Below are 18,970 nucleotides of genomic sequence, written 5' to 3' on the forward strand. Positions count from 1 at the left end.
ATTCATCATTAATACTTTTTCAAATATTTCTTGATCTTCTACTGATTTTCCTGTTCCTAAGGCAACACAATCTAGTGGATTTTCAGCTATTTGTACTGGCATTCCTGTTTCTTGCTTAACTAATTTATCAAGCCCTCTAAGTAATGCTCCCCCTCCAGTTAACATTATTCCATTTTCCATTATATCTGATGCTAATTCTGGTGGTGTTTTTTCTAAAGTTGACTTTATTGCATCTATTATTGAGTTTATCGGTTCTTTTAAAGCATCTCTAACTTCTGCCGATCCTATTTCTACTGTCTTAGGTAATCCAGATATTAAGTCTCGCCCTCTTATTTGCATATTAGTCTCTTGATCATCTTTGAATGTTGATCCTATACTTATTTTAACGTCTTCAGCAGTTCTTTCACCTATCATTAAGTTATATTCTTTTTTTACATAACTTACTATAGATTCATCAAACTCATCTCCACCTAGTCTTATTGACTTAGCAGTTACTATACCTCCTAAAGATATTACAGCTATTTCTGTAGTACCTCCACCTATATCTACTACCATATTTCCTTCTGGCTCTTCAACTCTTAAACCCGCTCCTATAGCTGCAGCCATTGGTTCTTCTATAAGATATGCATCTCTCGCTCCAGCTTGTCTAGCAGCTTCTTCTATTGCTCTCTTTTCTACTTCTGTAACACCATAAGGCACACATATAGCTATTCTAGGGCTCACAACTCCTTTTTTAGCTGCTGCTTTTTGTATAAAGTAACTCAGCATAGATTGAGTAACATCAAAATCAGCTATAACTCCATCTTTCATAGGTCTTATAGCTACTATATTTCCAGGTGTTCTACCTATCATTCTCTTAGCTTCTTCACCTACTGCTAAAACTTCCTTGCTGTCATCTCTTATAGCAACAACAGATGGTTCTCTTACTACTATTCCTTGTCCTTTTATATATACTAATGTGTTTGCAGTTCCTAAGTCTATCCCCATATCTTTTGTCATTCTATTAAATCCAAACATAGACATAAGTCCTCTTTTTTCTTTTTTGTCTTTCTTTTCTTTAGCCATATTGCTACTCCTTCCTGCTCTACCAATTCAAATTATCATATTTTCCTTAAAACTAAAATATAATCCATCACCTATGATTATATGATCAATAACTTCTATTCCTATTAATTCTCCACATTTAATAAGTCTTGAAGTAACATTTTTATCTTCTTTTGATGGTTCTATTGTTCCCGATGGATGATTGTGCATTAAAATTATTTTATTTGTACTTCTTTTTATTGCTTCTCTGAAAACTTCTCTCGGATGGACTAATGATGAATTTAAAGTTCCTTTAAATACATCTATATCCGATATAATTTCATTTTTTGTATTTAAAAGAACTACCTTAAAAATCTCTTGTTTTTGATACCTTAAGCTGTCCATATAATATTTATATATGTCCCAAGGGTTTTTAACCTTATATTTATTAGGCTTAATACTTGCAACTCTAATCCCTAGTTCTAAGGCTGCTTTTATCTGAGTTGCTTTAGATAGTCCTACTCCATCTATTTCACATAGCTCTTCTATAGTCATATCTTGTAGACGTCTTAATCCTTGTATGTCCTTGTTTATAATATAATTAGCTAATTGAATAGCATTTTTACGTTTAGTGCCAGTTCTAAGAAGAATAGCTAATAACTCATCATTAGATAAACTCTTTTCCCCCTTAGCAAGCATCTTCTCTCTTGGTCTTTCTTCTAATGCCATTTCCTTTATTGTCATCTCTACATTAAAAGAATCGTTCAGCTAGATCACCCTCCATAAAAAAGATTTATACTAAAATGTTTTTTTAATAAATCACTTAGTCTTGATATAGGCAGTCCTACTATATTGAAGTAATCACCTTGTATTTCTTCAACTAATATAGCTCCATATCCCTGTATTCCATATGCTCCTGCCTTATCTAACGATTCATTAGTTTGTATATAATCTTTTATGTCCTCTTCAGATAAATCTTTGAATTTAACATTACTAACTACATAATCTATTACTTTTTTATTTACATTTAAATTTACTAAGCTAATACCAGTTATAACTTGATGTGTTTTTCCTGATAATTTCTTAATCATCGAAGTAGCATCCTCTTTGTCTTTTGGTTTACCTAGAATAATGTTGTCTAAAACAACAATAGTATCTGCTCCTATAACCAAATCATTTTCATTTTTAGATGCTATATCCATGCACTTTTCAAATGCAAGTCTCATTACCACTTGATATGGCAATTCCTGGTCTAATATAACCTCATCTATTGTGCTTTTTACTACATCAAATTTAACATTTGCATTTTCTAAAATTTCTTTTCTTCTAGGAGATGCTGATGCTAAGATTATATTCATTCTTTCACCTCATCTGGTCCTTAGAATTTGTACTTATTTAGTCTATCATTATATTGTATAAAATTCAACACAAATGTCGAATGATTTTATTACACTATTGTTATATCTCTATATTTATAGTTGTTAAATATCATTTCGATTTTTATGATATATATGTTCTAATTAAGTTTTCGCACTTTCACTATATCGCGACTTTGAAAATTGAACACTTTGGTTTCATTCAATTAATTTAGTCAATGTAAATTAGTTATTAAAATATATATAGTTTTGAATATCTTATTTACTTACCTTAGTACAAATTTTTAAATATAAAATCAACTTTAATTTTCGGCATATTTTTATTCTATATATTGATTAATTTGATACTTACTATTAATTATTTCAAAATAAAATAAAAGGTATGGAAACCCATACCTTTATCTTATCCATATTATATAGTTTTAATAGCCTTTTTAGGACATTTTTGCAAACATAAATGACATCCTACACATTTATTTAAATCTATTTTATGTTTTTCTTTCAATTCACCTTCTATAGCTTCAAACTTACATTGTTTTTTGCAAATTGTACATCCTATACACATTTCTTCATCTATAGTAACTTTTTTTCTATTATCTAAGTTACCTTTTATAACTTTTGTTGGACACTTTTCAACACACGCCATACATTCTACACACTTGTCATAATTTATTCTCGCTATTTTATTTTCAAATTCTATAGCTTCAAATTGACAAGCCTTAGCGCATAATCCACAGCCGATGCATCCTACACTACATTTTTCTTTTACTGTTTTGCCAAAGTCTTTACTGTTACACTCTACAACTACCTCTTGCTTAGCTGGTTTTTGAGATATTATTCCCTTTGGACAAACTTCTATACATTTTCCACACATTACACACTTTTCTTCATCTATTATAGCTAATCCATCAATTATAGAAATAGCTCCAAACTTACAATAATCTTTACAAGTTCCTAGACCCAAACATCCATATTTACAAGATTTAGCCCCTGAATTTAAAGTATTTGCTGATCTACAATCATGTATTCCTTCATACTCATATTTATTTTTAGCGCTTAAACAATTTCCTTTACATATTATTTTAGCTACTTTTTTTTCGCCTTCTTCTGCTCTAATCCCCATTACTTCACCTATTTGGTCTGCACAATCTGATCCTCCAACTGGACATGCATTTATAGGAGCATTTCCTTCTACTATAGCATTTGCAAGACCACCACATCCTGGGAATCCGCATCCACCACAGTTTGCACCTGGAAGTACTTGAAGTATTTTTTCTACTCTCTCATCTACTTCCACTGCAAATTTCTTAGATGCATATGCAAGAACTGCACCAAATATAAACCCTAAAGCTCCTAAAACTAAAACTGAATTAAGTATAGACATTATTTTCACCCCCTATTTTATAGTTTTATAAGTCCAGCAAATCCTAAGAATGCTATTGACATTAAACTTGCTGATATAAGCGTTATAGGGAATCCTTTGAAAGCTTCTGGTATATCCGCTAATTCTAATCTTTCTCTTATCCCTGCAAATAATACTATCGCTAACGTAAATCCTATACCTGCTCCAAATCCATTAACTAGCGTTTCTAATAAATTATATCCATTATTTACATTAACTAGTGCTATTCCTAGTACAGCACAGTTTGTAGTTATAAGAGGTAAGAAAACTCCTAGCGCTTGATATAAAGATGGACTCATTTTTTGTATTACCATTTCAACGAACTGAACTATAGATGCTATAACTAATATAAATGCTATAGTTTGTAAAAATTCATTCCCCGTTGCAACTAATAGCTTTTGTATAAAGTACGTAATTACAGAAGCTAATGTTAAAACAAATGTAACTGCTACTCCCATACCTACAGCTGTATCAACCTTTTTAGAAACTCCTAAAAAGGGACATATCCCTAAGAATTGAGATGTTATAACGTTGTTAACAAGAACAACACTTAAAAATAAAAGTACTAAATTCAATTACTTCACCCTCCTTATGCTTTCTTACTTGTTAACTTATTAAATCCTGCTAAAAGAAATCCTAATGTTAAAAACGCGCCTGGAGGTAATATAAATAATAACATTGGCTCAAATGATGATCCAAATAAACTTAATCCAAATAAACTACCATTTCCAAGTAATTCTCTTATTGCACCTAATATTGTAAGTGCCATACTAAATCCAAGCCCCATACCTAAACCATCTACTGCCGATTCTACTGGACTATTTTTAGATGCAAAACTTTCAGCACGTGCTAATATTATGCAGTTAACAACTATTAACGGTATGAACAATCCAAGAGCCGCATCAAGCGATGGTAGGTACGCTTTTAAAAGCATTCCTACTATAGTAACAAATGTAGCTATAACAACTACAAATGCAGGTATTCTTATTTTATCTGGTATTATTTTTCTCAATAACGATATAGCTACGTTAGAACAAAGTAAAACTGCCGTAGTTGAAAGACCCATTCCAAGACCATTAACCGCTGAAGTTGTAACAGCTAAAGTCGGGCACATCCCTATAATCTGTACGAATGTTGGATTTTCATCTATTAGCCCATTTTTAAATATTTTAGCTAATTTCATAATCTACCCTCCTATTTACTAAGGTTACTATTAAATACTTCTATTGCTGCGTTTACTCCTTTGGTAACAGCTGCTGATGTAATAGTTGCCCCTGATATTGCTTCTATTTGATCTTCTCCTGATGCTTTTCCTTTAATTACTTTAAGTTCTTTAGTTGGTTTTTGATTAAACTGATCCTTGAATTTAGGTTCTGCTGCTTTAGTTCCAAGCCCCGGAGTTTCAGTCATACTTCCTATGTTAATTCCTGTTATAACCCCATCCTTTGATACACCTACTATAAGTTCTATTTTACCTCCATATCCTTTTGGAAGTGTTTTCATAGTATATCCTACTAATTCTGGTCCATTTGTACCTTCATAAACTTCAGCTACTAAACCATCCATTCCTTCTAAATCAATATTTTCAAGTTGTTTAAATTCTTTCGCTTCTGGCAATACAACTTGTCTTGATTCATTATTAGCTTGTATATTTCTTTCTTTTATTATGGGAGCTGTTATTTGATTTGTAAGCCCTAGTGCTAAGGCTGCTACTGCACATATAGCAAATAAAACCGCACCTAATTTTGCCATATTCTTCATTACTTAGCCACCTCCCCAAAGACTCTATTTTTCACATATTTATCTATAAGTGGCGTCATAACATTAACTAATAAGATTGAGTATGATACTCCTTCTGGATATCCTCCATATAATCTTATAACTGTTGCTATTATCCCTGCTAATATTGCATATATAATTTGACCTTTTGTAGTCATAGGAGATGTTGTATAATCAGTTAACATAAAGAATGCTCCTATCATAAGCCCTCCTGCTACTAATTGATATATAGCAAAATTAAAGTTAAATCCACCAAGTATAAATGATAATATAAACACTGTACCTATATAAAATACTGGTATTACATAGTTAATTATCCCTTTATACATTAGATAAAGTCCACCAATTAAAATTAATATAGCTGATGTTTCACCTATGCATCCTCCAATATTCCCTATCATCATATCTGTAAGACTTATTCCGTTACTAGCAAGACCCGATATACCTTCTACTCCATTCTTTAAAAAACTTAATGGAGTTGCTGTTGTATATGCATCTATATTTCCAGAACTTACCCAGTTAACTCCAGTTTTAGTCCAAGCTGTCATTGCAACTGGGAAAGATGCTAATAAAAATGCTCTTGCTGCAAGAGCTGGGTTAACAAAATTATTACCAATTCCTCCAAAAACCATTTTCACTACTATTATCGCAAACACTGAACCCAGTATACACATCCACCATGGAAGTGATGCTGGAACATTGAATGCTAATAGTAATCCAGTTACTACTGCCGAAAAATCACCTATTGTACTTTCTTGTTTTGTTATTTTTTGATATAAAAATTCAGAACCTACTGCCCCAAGTATACAAAAGAATATTACATTTAATGCGCTTAATCTAAAAAAGTACAATGCTCCTAATGTAGCCGGAAGAAGCGCTATTATAACTTGCTTCATTATATAAGATGTATCTTCATTACTTCTCACATGAGGAGAAGATGATGCTATCAATTTACTACCCATTCTTATCCCTCCTAACTCTCCTTATTTATTAGCTGATTGTTTTCTTTTATTTGCTATTATTTCTCTTTTTGAATTTCTAATTGATTGAAGTAATGGTCTTCTTGCTGGACATACAAATGAGCAAGACCCACACTCTATACAGTCTAATGCCCTATGATTTTCGGCACTTTCAAAGTCATTTTTTAAAGAATATGCACTTATATACAATGGTTGTAAAAATGCAGGACATACACTTAAACACTTACCACATCTTAAACAATTTTGTGGTTTTGGAGTACGAGACTCTTCTTCATCTAAGCACAATATGCCTGATGTACCTTTATTAGTAGGTATGTCTATTGTATACTGTGCTATTCCCATCATAGGCCCACCCATTATAACTTTACCAACTTTTTTATCCTCTTTGAACCCGCCACACTGTTCTATAATTTCAGATACTAGAGTTCCTACTTTTGTTATTAAATTTTTAGGCTCTTTTATACAACTACCTGTTACAGTAGTAATTCTTTCAACTAATGGCATCCCTGTTTTTATAGTCTTTGCTACTTGAGCAGCTGTTCCAACATTGTTTACTACTGCACCTGCATCCATAGGTAGTCCACCTGATGGTACCTCTTTACCTGTACATGCATAGATAAGCTGTTTTTCTGCACCTTGTGGATACTTAATTTCAAGACTCACTACTTCTATATCAGGATAAGTTTCAGCTGCTTTTTTTATTGCTTCTAGTGCATCTGGCTTGTTAACTTCTATACCTATATATCCTTTAGATACATCTAATGCTTTCATGAAGACTTTTAATCCAAATACAACATCTTCTGGATTTTCAAGCATTAATCTATGGTCAGCTGTTAAATAGGGTTCACACTCTGCACCATTTAATATAACGACATCTATTTTTTTATCTGGTGGTGGTGATAACTTTACATGCGTTGGGAATGTCGCTCCTCCCATACCAACTATTCCTGCTTCTTTTATTATCCCGACTATATCTTCTTTGCTCAAACTCTCTAATTCGCCTTTTGGCTTAACACTTTCGTGTTTTTCTTCTAAGAAATCGTTTTCTATTGAAATACATACCCCCGTTCCTCCAGGAACTTCATATTCTTTTATTGCTATTACTTTCCCTGATACTGATGAATGTACATTACAAGAAACAAATCCTTGTTGTTCACCTATTTTTTGTCCTACTTTAACCAAATCACCTACTTCAACAATCGGCTTTGATGGCGCTCCAATATGTTGTTGAATAGGTATATATACTACCTTAGGACTTTCTGCTTTTTCAATAGATTTTTGATTAGAATACTCCTTTCTATACTGAGGATGTATACCTCCCTTAAAGGTTAAGAGTTTCATTTTTTTACCCCTTTCTATATAAATTCAAACCACTTACTTACACTTTAATATAAGTATACTATATTTACTTTAAAAACTTAACAATTGTTAAAAAAATATCTGAATTTAACGTATTTTTATACTTTTCAGTTTTTTAAATAAAAAAAGGTTGTTATAAAACAACCTTTTTATGCTCCCCCTATAGAATTGATAAATGAAAAATATCCTTGCATTGAAGATAAATATAAACTTTCACTCATATTATAATTTTTCTCATTTGCAGATTTTGATGCCATATCAATTTTTTCATTTACATCTTTTGTGTACTTTATTAAATTATTTTTAAACACATTCATCTTAGAATAATCAATTTTCTCAGCTTCTTTTTGTATATCTGATATTATTTGTTTTCTATTTGTTAAAAGAGTATTATATTCTTTTAAGTCTATATTTTCTTTATTTTTAGACCAAAATTTAGATTCTTCTTCAAAGTTTTTTATTAAGTTATTTAATTCATCCGATATATTTGCTATATAAGAATATTTACTAGTATATTCTAATGATAATACAGGAGCTTCCATTTGTGATATAAATGCATCTGGAAATACAGTTTTTATTTGTTCTATATGAGTTCTAGTCACATCTTTATTAAAAGATGCATAGGTTTGAACTTTTCTAGCTCCATCTATTTCTATCACTGAAGAAGGTATTTTATTTTCTACTAATTGTGCTTCTATCTTATCCATATCTTTATCGTCTTTAACGGAAGCTACCTGAATAGTATAAATATTCCATCCATCTGTTTTTGCTACTTTAACAACTTCATTACTCTCTTCATTTATAACTTTATCTTCAACTTCTTTTTCCACTTTTTCAGATTTTTTTTTCTCTTCTGCATCTTCATTTATTTCCTCTTTTTGTAATCCATAATCCTCATAACTTAAAAATTTATCTTTTTTCGGAAAAAAATTGTCCAATTTTAAAGATAATATTTTTTCAGATAAACTTCCTATAATATTACTATCTTTAACTTTTATATATCCATATCCACCGATCAAACATAAGCTTGCTATAATTGAAATTATTTTTATTATATTTGTCTTACGTCTTTTATTAAATCCCCTGTAAATTGTCTTTCTCTTATTCATTAGTTTGTCCCCCCTAAAAGTATTATTAATAATATATATTTTTATAATTATTAATTTATGATTATTTATCATATTTTTTTAAAATAAAAAAACTACACCTATTATATTTAATATCTTAAGCATAGCCTTATATTTTTATCTTCGCTATTATTGGATAATGATCAGACATATTTTTTATTAAAACTTCATAATCTAAAATTTCTATTTTAGGTGATACAAGTATATAATCTATTCTATCTAGCCCAGTAGCAAAAGTTAATATATTTGCTTTATCTAATTCCTTTGCTACATCTTTTAATATTTTCTCATCTAAAGACATACTACCTTGGTTAAAATCTCCAACTACTATATATGGATCATTACCTAACTTATTTATAAAATCTACCAGTTGATTAAGTTGCATTTCTCTTTCTTCTTCTCCAAGACCCAAATGTACATTTATGATATTTAATTTTCTACCTTTGACACTAACTACCGTATGTAACATACCTCTTTGCTCTCTTTCACTAGTTAAATAAATATGATTTTCACTTTTTATAGGGTATTTTGAATATGTTACTAGTCCATAGTTTAGTCCTAAACCTACCACATTAGCAGCAAAATGGGAGTGCATTTTTAGTTCGTCTTTGAAACTGCTTACCTGAAAACCTGCATTAGCAGATTCATTAACTTCTTGAAGACATATTACATCTGCATTTGAAATTCTTAAGAAATCAATTATGTCAAAGAGAGTAGGAAACATGTCTTTATTTAATCCACTATGAATATTATAACTAACAATCTTTATTTCTTTTTTAGGTGGAAAACAACTCATTTCAAAAACAAAGCTTGTGATAATTAATAAGATTATTAAACATAATTTTTTTATGCGTATACGTCATCAACTCCTCATTTGATTTCTTTTATATTATATGCTATTTTCAAAATTAAAGACGCTTTATAAGCGCCTTCAATTCTACATTATTCTATTTGTTTTTTAGAAATTTTCTCCTTCATAATATAATTTATTACTTTTCTTCTTATATCTTCTGCTCCATCTTCATCTGTTATCTTTATATCTAGTAATTTTGCTATAGATCTCATATCATTTCTTGCTTTTGATTTATAACTTTCTATTAAATCTGATTTTATTTTTTCTGGTTCTAGTATATACTCATTTTCTCCTCTTTTATATGAAAAATACTTTTTAGAATATTCATTTCTATTGGAATATATATGAGTAGACACTTTTCTTAGCATTTGATTGTATGAGTTTTTCATATTTACATTTATACCTAAATATCTTGCAAACTTTACTAATTCATTTTTAGATTTAAATATTTCCTCAGATTTTATAGTTTTTGCAACTGAAGAAATACTTTCTTGATATGCACCCTTTTTTAAAACCCTCAAATAGTTTTTATTTACGCCTATACCCTGAGTTACTTTTTTAATATTTTCACTTATTATTTTATCAACATTTCCCTCAAAGTACTTCTGTACTCCTTTTTTGGATACATTACTATCAAGTTCTTTTTGGGCCATATCAAGTATCATTCTTCTTAAATTTTCTTTATATCCTCTTTCATCCATGATACTCCCCCCTTACTTATTTATATTATATTCAAACTTTAAAAAAAATGTGAGTTACCTCCTTGGCCAAATTTCATAATATAATTATATATACGCCGAATATACTTTTCCTATTTAAAACTATATTTCTTTTCGATATATATGATTTATTATTAGTTGTATATTTATGCGTATATATAATTTGAGTATGGACATACTATTAAAGTAAAATCAAACATACTCAATCTCCCCCATTTTAGACTTCTATTATTTTCCCCCAATAGAAGTCTTTTTTTATACCCTTAAATAATTATAAAAATAAGAACTAGCAATTTTGCTAGTTCTTATTTTTATAATTATTCAATTCCTTTTAATTCAAATCCTAACTCTTCTATTACTAAACTTAGTTCCTCTTTAGTAACCATATCTTCCATTTCAACTATTGCATATTTTCCATCTAAATTAACGTCTATTACTTGTACACCTTTTATATCTTCTGTAAGCGCTGTTTTTAGATGGTTTACACAATGTCCACAGCTCATACCATCTATCAGTAATTTTTTTTGCATATACATATACCTCCTTATATACCCTATGCAGGTATTATAACATATTTTAATTAGTAAGTGTATTATGTATTTTTATAATTTGGTGCGGAAAGCGGGACTTGAACCCGCACGAGTATATACTCGCTACCCCCTCAAGATAGTGCGTCTGCCGATTCCGCCATTCCCACATATACTTTATAATATAAAGGATATGCGTTTTAAATTTGCAAGTCAACAATTTTATTAATAAATATTTCAATATATAAATTTAACTTATATTGTATTTATTGTTTATCTTTCATAGTTAAATTTATTATTCCTTCATATATATCAAAATCATTTGGGGCTCTTTCACCTTGTATCCTTCTATTAGTAACTATATAATCATCTCTAATTGCTAAGCTAATAAATATTACATTAGCATTTATATATTTTTGTATTGATTTATATATATCTTCTATCTGTGACTGTGTAGTTGCATTTGATAAAGAGTCCATATAATTACTTAATTTTTCATCACTATACCCTGAATTTTCAATTATATTTCTAGTATCTGGTACAATAGATAGTTCCCATCCAACTAAAGCTAAATCGTAATTTTTAGAATTTATAGCATCTTGTAAATCTTTATCTTCTAACTCTTCAACTGTAGATTTAATACCTATCGCTTTTAGATTTTCACCTATTATATTAGCTGATTTAACCCTTTCTGTGTTGTTTTTATTCACAATAATTTTTAAATTTAATTTAGAAATATTCTCTTTATTAATTTCTTTACCTGTTGAACTTTTATCTGTTTTTATATTTAAATTTTTAGATGAATTTAATTGATTATCCTTTTGTTCATTATTAGTAGTATCTCCTGAATTTTGTATCTGTTCACCTTTTATTGGGTTAACTTTATTAAGATATTCCTTTGCTTTGTCTTTATTATAATCTACAAATTTTATATCCTTATTGTAATACTTCGAATTTGAATTAAGAGGGAAGTTTATCAATTTAGCATCCCCCATATATCCTTCTTCTACTATTTTTTCTCTATTTATAGCATGTGCTATTGATTTTCTAAAATTAACATCTCTTAATAATGGATTATTATAATTAAAAATTAAATTTTCATAATCTCTTCCTTCATATTTTGTAATATTAAATTCTTTTTCATAAAATTTACTTAAATCATTTAATGATACACCTGTTATATCACTATCTAATGCCATAACCATAGAAACTTGAGCTTCTTCATCAGGTACTATTCCTACTTTTATGTCTTTTATAGTATTCGGTAGTTTATCATAGTAATCTTCATTTCTAGTCAATATCATTCCATCTCGTTCTTCATATTTTTCTATTTTATAAGGACCGCTTCCTATTAAATTTTTCTTATAATCATTTATATCTTTACCTGCTACTGAGCCTAGTTTAGATTGCGGTACTATAGGAAATATTAATGTATCTACTGAGAAAGCATATTTTTCTTTAAAGTTAATTGTAAATTCACTATTGTTTGCTATAGATACAGATGATATATTTTGTGCTAATACATTATATGGGCTATCTATGTTTTTTTGTATTAAATCTACACTAAATTTCACATCTTTAGATGTTACTATAGATCCATCATGCCATTTTGCATTTTTTAGTTTAATATCTATACTCATACCATCTTGAGATATACCATACTCTTGAACTAGTTGTGGTACTACATTATAATTTTCATCTATTGTGAATAAACCATCATAAATCATATTTGTTATATATCCTACAGATTTGTCTTTATTTAATATTGGATTTATTGTCGTTGGTTTCACCATAGTTAAATTTATATATTCTGAATTTATGCTACTTTTATCTGTATCTTTGTTTTGTCCACTTTCTATTTTATCACTACATCCAATTACCATAATCGATATTGCTAATATTATGGATAAAATCTTTAATCTTTTCATTAGTTTGTTCCTTTCTTGCTATATATCTTATTGTAATTTTCATAATTCTTTTTTACTTTTTCTACATAATTTGAAGTTTCTTTAAATGGTATAGTATGTAATATTTTTCCATAATCAGTATACTTATTATCATCTAACCATTTATTAACATTTCCTGAACCTCCATTATATGCCGCTATAACTAAATCTAATCTTCCAAACTCTTTATAGAGTTTATTTAAATACCAACACCCAATTTTTATATTTATTTCCGGATTTAAAATATCTATTTCGTCTAATTCTAACTCTTCTATTGCCCAGTCTCTAGTTATATCACTTATCTGCATTAATCCCTTAGCACCTTTGTAAGATATTGCATCTTTTTTAAACTTACTTTCTGCTTTTATAACACTATATACTAAATTTTCGTCTACATTAAACTCTTCGGAATATTTTTCTACATAGTAAGAATATTTTTTAGGATAAATTAATTTATGTATTGTCTTTTTTTCAATTAAAACCGCTACAAATAAAATTATTAAAATGGATAGAATTATTAATATCTTTTTCTTATTCACACCAATTCTCCTTCATATAAATCATAAAATACTTAGCTTTTATCTTTAATTCTTCAAAAGTTCCCGAATTATTTATTACATAATCTGCATATTTGTTTTTTTCTTCCTGGCTCATTTGAGAATTTATTCTACTTGTAGCTTCTTCTTTTGTACAATTATCTCTATCTTGTATCCTTTTTATCTGTATATCTTTATCACAAGTTACAACTATTAACTTATCTATTATTTCTAAGTATCCACCTTCTATTAATAGTGCTGCATCTATAACTACAATTTTTTTATTACTATTTTTAACCTCTTCTATATTATGTAATATTTTACTTTTAATTTTAGGGTGAGTTAGATTATTTAATTCTACAAGCTTATTCTCATCATTAAAAACTATTCTTCCCAAGGCTTTTCTATCTAAATTTCCATCACTACTTCTTATACCTTCTCCAAAATGGATAAATACCTCTTGTAAAAGGTTTCTATCTTCAAATATTTGTCTAGCTATTATATCTGCATCAATTATTTGAAAATCACTTTCTTTAAAGATATCAGATAAGCTACTTTTACCACAACCTATGTTTCCTGTAAGACCTAATATTAACACTATTCCACCTACTTTGCTTCATACCAAGAATATCCTATATTTAAATCTACATCTAAATGAACATCCATAGCAACTGCATTTTCCATTTCTTCTTTAACTATTACTTTCACTATATCTACTTCTTCCTCTATTGCTTCAACAATCAGCTCATCGTGCACTTGTAATATAAGTTTAGATTTCAAATTTTTTTCTTCTAACTTTTTATAAACATTTACCATTGCTATTTTTATTATATCTGCAGCACTACCTTGAATAGGTGCGTTCATAGCAAATCTTTTCCCACGATTCCTTTCCATGAAATTACTTGATTTTATTTCTGGTATGTACCTTCTTCTATTAAAAATAGTAGTTACATATCCATCTTGTGTAGCTTTTTCTATAGTTTCGTCCATGTATTCTTTTATTTTATTATATTTATTAAAATAACTTTCGATATATTCTTTAGCTTGCTTAACTGATATATTAAGATCATCAGCTAATCCAAAATCACTTTTACCATATACTATCCCAAAGTTTACTGCTTTTGCAGCACTTCTTAGTTCGTCTGTAACATCTTCCATATTTACATTAAATACTTGAGATGCTGTTTTTGTATGAATATCTTCATTGTGCTTAAATGCTTCTATCATATTTTCATCTTCACTCATTTGAGCTAACACTCTAAGTTCTACTTGTGAATAATCTGCATCTACTAGCTTAAAGCCTTCATCTGCTATAAATACTTTTCTTATATTTCTTCCCATTTCAAGCTTTATAGGTATATTTTGAAGATTAGGCTCTGTAGAAGAAATTCTTCCTGTTGTAGTTATCGTTTGATTAAATGATGAATGTATTTTATTGCTTATTGGGTTTATTATTCCTAATAAACCTTCTACATAAGTCGAATTTAATTTAACTATTTGTCTATACTCCGTAATTTTATCTATTATAGGATTTTTATCCCTTAATTTTTCTAGTACATCTGCATTAGTTGAATATCCAGTCTTCGTCTTTTTAATCACAGGTAACTCTAATTTTTCAAATAATATTACTCCTAGTTGTTTCGGAGAATTTATATTAAATTGTTCTCCCGCCATTTCGTATATTTCTTGCTCTACTTTTTTTATTACTTCTTTAAATTCAGTCCCTAGCTCATGTAATTTTTCTTTATCTACTTTTATACCCTCATATTCCATCTCTCCTAATACTTCAACTAGGGGCATCTCTACATGATAAAACAGACCATCCATATTCATTTCATTTAAATGTTCTTCCATCATAGGAAATACATTATATACAGTATTTATTACTTGAGATATGTGTTCACTTAATTCTTCAAATTCTAAATCTTGATATTTTTTAGCTTTTACACCCTTGCCTAATAGTTCTTCTCCTGAACTTACTTTTCTCGTTAAATATTTCATTGCTATTGCGCTACATTCATAAGATGTAGATGAAGTTGAATCTATCAAGTATTCTGCTATAGTTATATCAAAATTCATATTTTCTAACTTTATTCCATATGGTCTTAAGGCTATATAATCATCTTTTAGATTATATCCAAATTTTTTAATTTCGTTACTAGAGAGTATAACTTCTAATTTATTTATTTCGCTCTCTGATAAATAATATATATTTGTTCCATCTATACTTACAAACATATTCATTATATTTTTTTCTAAAATATTGCCTTCTCTTTTAACTGTCTTTAATATTATTTTATTATTTTCATTTACTTCTTTTATAAATTTATCTATATTTTCTAGCTTTTGTACCTCTAATTGTATTGGTTCTTCTTTTACTTCTTCACCTCCATCTAAATCAATAACTCTCGGAATTAAACTTGTAAATCCTAAATATCTAAAAAATTCTACAACACTTTCTTTATTAAACTCTCCGTATTCTAAATTGTCTAAATCAAATTCTATTGGAACATCTCTTATTATCGTGGCTAATCTTTTGCTCATTATAGCTAGGTCTTTATTTTCTTCTATCTTATTTTTTATACTTCCTTTTAAATTCTCTATATTCTCAATTATACCCTCAATATTTGAATATTCTTTTATAAGTTTTATACCTGTTTTTTCACCGATACCTGGTACCCCTGGTATATTATCTGATTTATCTCCCATAAGGCCTTTTAAATCTATAAACTGTGTTGGAGTCATTTCATATCTTTCCATTACTGAATCAAAATCATATTCTTCTACTTCTACGATACCTTTTTTAGTTATTAAAGTAGTTGTTTTGTGTGATGCAAGTTGGATGGCATCTTTATCTCCAGTTACTATGTATACTTTGTATCCATTTTCTTCTCCCAATTTAGAAACTGTTCCTATTATATCATCAGCTTCGTATCCATCAATTTCTAATCTATTTATATTAAACTTATCTAGTAATTCTTTTAATGGGTCAAATTGAACTCTTAACTCATCAGGCATTTTCTTTCTTCCTGCTTTATACTCTTCAAATTCTAAATGTCTAAAGGTAGGCGCTTTTCTATCAAAAGCAACACTTATATGAGTAGGCTTATATGTATCTATAATTTTAAATAACATTGTTGTGAATCCATAAATGGCATTTGTCTTTAACCCTCCTTTATTGTTCATCTCTGGCAATGCATAAAATGCTCTATTTATTATTGAGTTTCCATCTATTATAATTAATCTTTTGTCCAAATTCATCACTCCTACTACTTCTCTATTTTTTTATTTATAGTTATTATATACCAATATTCTATTATTTAATATTACCACAATATTAAAAGTATATTAATACTAAATATATTGCAAATATTTAATTAATTTGGTATAATGTATATATGTTAATTTTTTTGCCGGATTGGTGGAATGGCAGACGCGACGGACTCAAAATCCGTTGGTAGCAATACCGTGCGGGTTCGAGTCCCGCATCCGGCACCAATGAGTATTTGCAAGAGTTCTAATCATTTTGATTGGAACTCTTTTATTTTGCAAAAAAAGATAAATAAAAATCCTAGAAGTTACCTAGGATTTTATTATTTTACAAGGATTTTTTAAAGTTTTATACATTAAGTATATATACAATATGTCAAATATTTGAATTAATGCAATTATAAAAAGTTCTGTAGTAGTTGATGGTAGAGCTTTACTAAACTTTAATATAGCAATAGTTAAAGTCCCAACCCATTTGAATATACCTATAAGTACAGACTGGCCTTTAGTGTTACCTCTATACAAAAGCATTGATACAAATAATATTGACATAAGTAGATTTTGTAAATTGGCAATAAATCCAGAAGCTTGTTCTATACTATTTTGATATAATGAAGCAAAATCATTTACTGATAATATCATGAAAATAGTAGAAAATATTATAGATATTATAGATAAAGTATAAAAGAATTTTTTGCCTATAAGATCTTTATATTTAAATTCCTTATATCCATATTTGAAAAAAATACATAATATGACCAAATCAAGAATTAACCATATTAAAAATATAATACGAGCTACTAAAAAGTTTTCAGGTGGATATATAAAACAAAAGGTAAATTCCCAAGCTAAATTAAGATAAATAGCAAAAAATGGCATACCATATGTTTTATCTTTAAAACTTTTAGCTATTATTAACATATAAGTTATAATCCAAAAAACACCACATAGTATTTTAAGGTAAAGTTCTATATTCAAAAAATCCCCCCCTATTAAGGGTATTCATTTACCTCTTTATTAATGTCTATTACTCATTTGCCTGTATATACTATTATTCTCCCACAATTATAACACGTTTTCTTACGAAGATTGTTCACCATAAACTAGACCTTCCTTTGCTTATCTAGTTTATCAGATTTACCTCTCAACTTTTTTCAATTTTTATTCTACGTTCACGTTCTTCATTAGACATTTTTTGTATTGAAAACATCGCACTTACTGTTGGTCTTGCCATATTAAATACCTATCCTTTATAATTAAATATCCAAAAAAATCTCATTGCGGGTTCGAGTCCCACATCTGATACCAATAATTATTTGAAATGCTAAAAAAGATGAGTGATTGTATAATCACTCATCTTTTTTATTGATTATCTATTTAATCTTTTTTCTTAACTTTATGATATAACTTATCCGTCTTAGTTTTATTAGTTCCACTATCTCTAGCTCCAACATGTAATCCATCTTCTATTCCTAGCTCTGATCCATGTTCAAAATACATTTTTCTCATTTCTGCTTTAGTCTTCGGTCTATCTTTTAGTCTATTCTTATTATTGTCCATTGAAATTAATCCTCCTATAAATACTTTTGTATTTAAGATTAATTTATCCAAAAATATATTAAATATAATATTTTTTATATTAAGTCTTTTTTAATTCTTATGAAGTGTGCTATATACTCCACTTTTTTGTATTAATTGCTGATGATTGCCTCTTTCTTCTATACCTTTATCTGTTAATACTATTATCTCATCTGCATTTTTTATTGTTGTTAATCTATGAGCTACTATTAAATTTGTTCTATCTTTACTTAATTCTTCTAATGATTCTTGTATTTCTCTTTCAGTTACGTTATCGAGAGCTGATGTTGCTTCATCAAGAATTATTATTGGAGGATTTTTAAGGAATATTCTAGATATAGATATTCTTTGTTTTTGACCACCTGATAATTTAACTCCTCTTTCTCCTATATAAGTGTCATATCCATTTGGTAATGATATTATGAAATCGTGTATTCTAGCTTTTTTAGCAGCTTCTATAACTTCTTTGTCTGTAGCATTTGGATTTCCTATAAC

General features: G+C 28.7%; 20 protein-coding genes and 2 tRNA genes. 1 reads left to right on the plus strand and 21 read right to left on the minus strand.

The window, feature by feature from the left end; all coding sequences use genetic code 11:
- The 18 genes from AC11VW_RS14955 to polA form a co-directional block, all read right to left on the minus strand.
- A partial coding sequence (locus AC11VW_RS14955) for a rod shape-determining protein (protein ID WP_484302234.1) occupies positions 1-1,065 on the minus strand: 1,065 nt, incomplete at its 3' end.
- A gap of 27 nt (positions 1,066-1,092) precedes the next feature.
- Positions 1,093-1,752, minus strand: a complete 660-nt coding sequence (gene radC / locus AC11VW_RS14960) for a RadC family protein (RefSeq protein ID WP_484302253.1) — start codon at positions 1,750-1,752, stop codon at positions 1,093-1,095.
- Between the two features lie 44 nt (positions 1,753-1,796).
- Positions 1,797-2,381, minus strand: coding sequence for a Maf family protein (locus AC11VW_RS14965; protein WP_484302235.1), 585 nt, complete (start codon positions 2,379-2,381; stop codon positions 1,797-1,799).
- Between the two features lie 430 nt (positions 2,382-2,811).
- Complete coding sequence (locus AC11VW_RS14970; RefSeq protein WP_484302236.1) at positions 2,812-3,783, minus strand: RnfABCDGE type electron transport complex subunit B; 972 nt, start codon at positions 3,781-3,783, stop codon at positions 2,812-2,814.
- A gap of 17 nt (positions 3,784-3,800) precedes the next feature.
- On the minus strand, positions 3,801-4,376 hold the full coding sequence (gene rsxA, locus AC11VW_RS14975; RefSeq protein WP_484302237.1) for an electron transport complex subunit RsxA: 576 nt from the start codon (positions 4,374-4,376) through the stop codon (positions 3,801-3,803).
- 14 nt (positions 4,377-4,390) lie between these two features.
- Positions 4,391-4,984 carry an electron transport complex subunit RsxE gene (rsxE, locus tag AC11VW_RS14980; RefSeq protein ID WP_484302238.1) on the minus strand — a complete coding sequence of 198 codons (594 nt, stop codon included), beginning with the start codon at positions 4,982-4,984 and terminating at the stop codon, positions 4,391-4,393.
- Positions 4,985-4,995: 11 nt separating this feature from the next.
- On the minus strand, positions 4,996-5,562 hold the full coding sequence (locus AC11VW_RS14985; RefSeq protein ID WP_484302239.1) for an RnfABCDGE type electron transport complex subunit G: 567 nt from the start codon (positions 5,560-5,562) through the stop codon (positions 4,996-4,998).
- Positions 5,562-6,542: an RnfABCDGE type electron transport complex subunit D gene (locus AC11VW_RS14990; protein ID WP_484302240.1), complete on the minus strand. Its 981-nt coding sequence runs from the start codon at positions 6,540-6,542 to the stop codon at positions 5,562-5,564. The genes AC11VW_RS14985 and AC11VW_RS14990 overlap by 1 nt, the downstream gene beginning before the upstream one ends.
- A gap of 21 nt (positions 6,543-6,563) precedes the next feature.
- A complete protein-coding gene (gene rsxC / locus AC11VW_RS14995; protein ID WP_484302241.1) occupies positions 6,564-7,901 on the minus strand; it encodes an electron transport complex subunit RsxC in 1,338 nt (445 codons plus the stop codon).
- A gap of 167 nt (positions 7,902-8,068) precedes the next feature.
- Positions 8,069-9,028: a hypothetical protein gene (locus AC11VW_RS15000; RefSeq protein ID WP_484302242.1), complete on the minus strand. Its 960-nt coding sequence runs from the start codon at positions 9,026-9,028 to the stop codon at positions 8,069-8,071.
- A gap of 127 nt (positions 9,029-9,155) precedes the next feature.
- A complete protein-coding gene (locus AC11VW_RS15005; RefSeq protein WP_484302243.1) occupies positions 9,156-9,842 on the minus strand; it encodes an endonuclease/exonuclease/phosphatase family protein in 687 nt (228 codons plus the stop codon).
- A gap of 146 nt (positions 9,843-9,988) precedes the next feature.
- Positions 9,989-10,600, minus strand: a complete 612-nt coding sequence (locus tag AC11VW_RS15010; RefSeq protein WP_484302244.1) for a hypothetical protein — start codon at positions 10,598-10,600, stop codon at positions 9,989-9,991.
- 335 nt (positions 10,601-10,935) lie between these two features.
- Positions 10,936-11,148 (minus strand): heavy-metal-associated domain-containing protein, encoded by a 213-nt coding sequence (locus tag AC11VW_RS15015; RefSeq protein ID WP_484302245.1) that lies wholly within the window; start codon positions 11,146-11,148, stop codon positions 10,936-10,938.
- Between the two features lie 80 nt (positions 11,149-11,228).
- Positions 11,229-11,315: transfer RNA gene (locus AC11VW_RS15020), tRNA-Leu, on the minus strand.
- Between the two features lie 96 nt (positions 11,316-11,411).
- The gene (locus tag AC11VW_RS15025; RefSeq protein WP_484302246.1) at positions 11,412-13,073 is read right to left on the minus strand and encodes an ABC transporter substrate-binding protein; all 1,662 of its coding nucleotides are present in this window, start codon (positions 13,071-13,073) and stop codon (positions 11,412-11,414) included.
- The gene (locus AC11VW_RS15030; protein WP_484302247.1) at positions 13,073-13,630 is read right to left on the minus strand and encodes a lytic transglycosylase domain-containing protein; all 558 of its coding nucleotides are present in this window, start codon (positions 13,628-13,630) and stop codon (positions 13,073-13,075) included. Before AC11VW_RS15030 ends, AC11VW_RS15025 begins: the two co-directional genes overlap by 1 nt.
- A complete protein-coding gene (gene coaE, locus AC11VW_RS15035) occupies positions 13,623-14,225 on the minus strand; it encodes a dephospho-CoA kinase (protein WP_484302248.1) in 603 nt (200 codons plus the stop codon). Before coaE ends, AC11VW_RS15030 begins: the two co-directional genes overlap by 8 nt.
- An 8-nt stretch (positions 14,226-14,233) precedes the next feature.
- Positions 14,234-16,882, minus strand: a complete 2,649-nt coding sequence (gene polA / locus AC11VW_RS15040; RefSeq protein ID WP_484302249.1) for a DNA polymerase I — start codon at positions 16,880-16,882, stop codon at positions 14,234-14,236.
- A gap of 157 nt (positions 16,883-17,039) precedes the next feature.
- Between polA and AC11VW_RS15045 the strand changes: the two genes are divergently transcribed.
- A tRNA-Leu gene (locus AC11VW_RS15045) sits at positions 17,040-17,125 on the plus strand.
- Between the two features lie 84 nt (positions 17,126-17,209).
- Here the strand turns inward: AC11VW_RS15045 and AC11VW_RS15050 are convergent.
- The 3 genes from AC11VW_RS15050 to AC11VW_RS15060 all read right to left on the minus strand — a co-directional run.
- On the minus strand, positions 17,210-17,875 hold the full coding sequence (locus AC11VW_RS15050; protein ID WP_484302250.1) for a transmembrane-type terpene cyclase: 666 nt from the start codon (positions 17,873-17,875) through the stop codon (positions 17,210-17,212).
- A 399-nt stretch (positions 17,876-18,274) separates the two neighbouring features.
- Positions 18,275-18,457 carry a hypothetical protein gene (locus AC11VW_RS15055; RefSeq protein ID WP_484302251.1) on the minus strand — a complete coding sequence of 61 codons (183 nt, stop codon included), beginning with the start codon at positions 18,455-18,457 and terminating at the stop codon, positions 18,275-18,277.
- A gap of 90 nt (positions 18,458-18,547) precedes the next feature.
- Positions 18,548-18,970 (minus strand): ATP-binding cassette domain-containing protein (locus AC11VW_RS15060; RefSeq protein WP_484302252.1); only part of this gene is annotated, 423 nt, incomplete at its 5' end.

This window comes from Romboutsia sp. (assembly GCF_056995035.1).

Excerpts from the sequence above, each read along its gene's own strand:
- AC11VW_RS15010 (WP_484302244.1), bottom strand. The coding sequence starts at position 10,600 with ATGGATGAAAGAGGATATAAAGAAAATTTAAGAAGAATGATACTTGAT.
- AC11VW_RS14990 (WP_484302240.1), bottom strand. The coding sequence starts at position 6,542 with ATGGGTAGTAAATTGATAGCATCATCTTCTCCTCATGTGAGAAGTAAT.
- AC11VW_RS15025 (WP_484302246.1), bottom strand. The coding sequence starts at position 13,073 with ATGAAAAGATTAAAGATTTTATCCATAATATTAGCAATATCGATTATG.
- AC11VW_RS14970 (WP_484302236.1), bottom strand. The coding sequence starts at position 3,783 with ATGTCTATACTTAATTCAGTTTTAGTTTTAGGAGCTTTAGGGTTTATA.
- AC11VW_RS14965 (WP_484302235.1), bottom strand. The coding sequence starts at position 2,381 with ATGAATATAATCTTAGCATCAGCATCTCCTAGAAGAAAAGAAATTTTA.
- rsxC (WP_484302241.1), bottom strand. The coding sequence starts at position 7,901 with ATGAAACTCTTAACCTTTAAGGGAGGTATACATCCTCAGTATAGAAAG.
- AC11VW_RS15015 (WP_484302245.1), bottom strand. The coding sequence starts at position 11,148 with ATGCAAAAAAAATTACTGATAGATGGTATGAGCTGTGGACATTGTGTA.
- AC11VW_RS15005 (WP_484302243.1), bottom strand. The coding sequence starts at position 9,842 with ATGAGTTGTTTTCCACCTAAAAAAGAAATAAAGATTGTTAGTTATAAT.
- AC11VW_RS14985 (WP_484302239.1), bottom strand. The coding sequence starts at position 5,562 with ATGAAGAATATGGCAAAATTAGGTGCGGTTTTATTTGCTATATGTGCA.
- radC (WP_484302253.1), bottom strand. The coding sequence starts at position 1,752 with ATGGCATTAGAAGAAAGACCAAGAGAGAAGATGCTTGCTAAGGGGGAA.
- AC11VW_RS15000 (WP_484302242.1), bottom strand. The coding sequence starts at position 9,028 with ATGAATAAGAGAAAGACAATTTACAGGGGATTTAATAAAAGACGTAAG.
- rsxE (WP_484302238.1), bottom strand. The coding sequence starts at position 4,984 with ATGAAATTAGCTAAAATATTTAAAAATGGGCTAATAGATGAAAATCCA.
- AC11VW_RS15055 (WP_484302251.1), bottom strand. The coding sequence starts at position 18,457 with ATGGACAATAATAAGAATAGACTAAAAGATAGACCGAAGACTAAAGCA.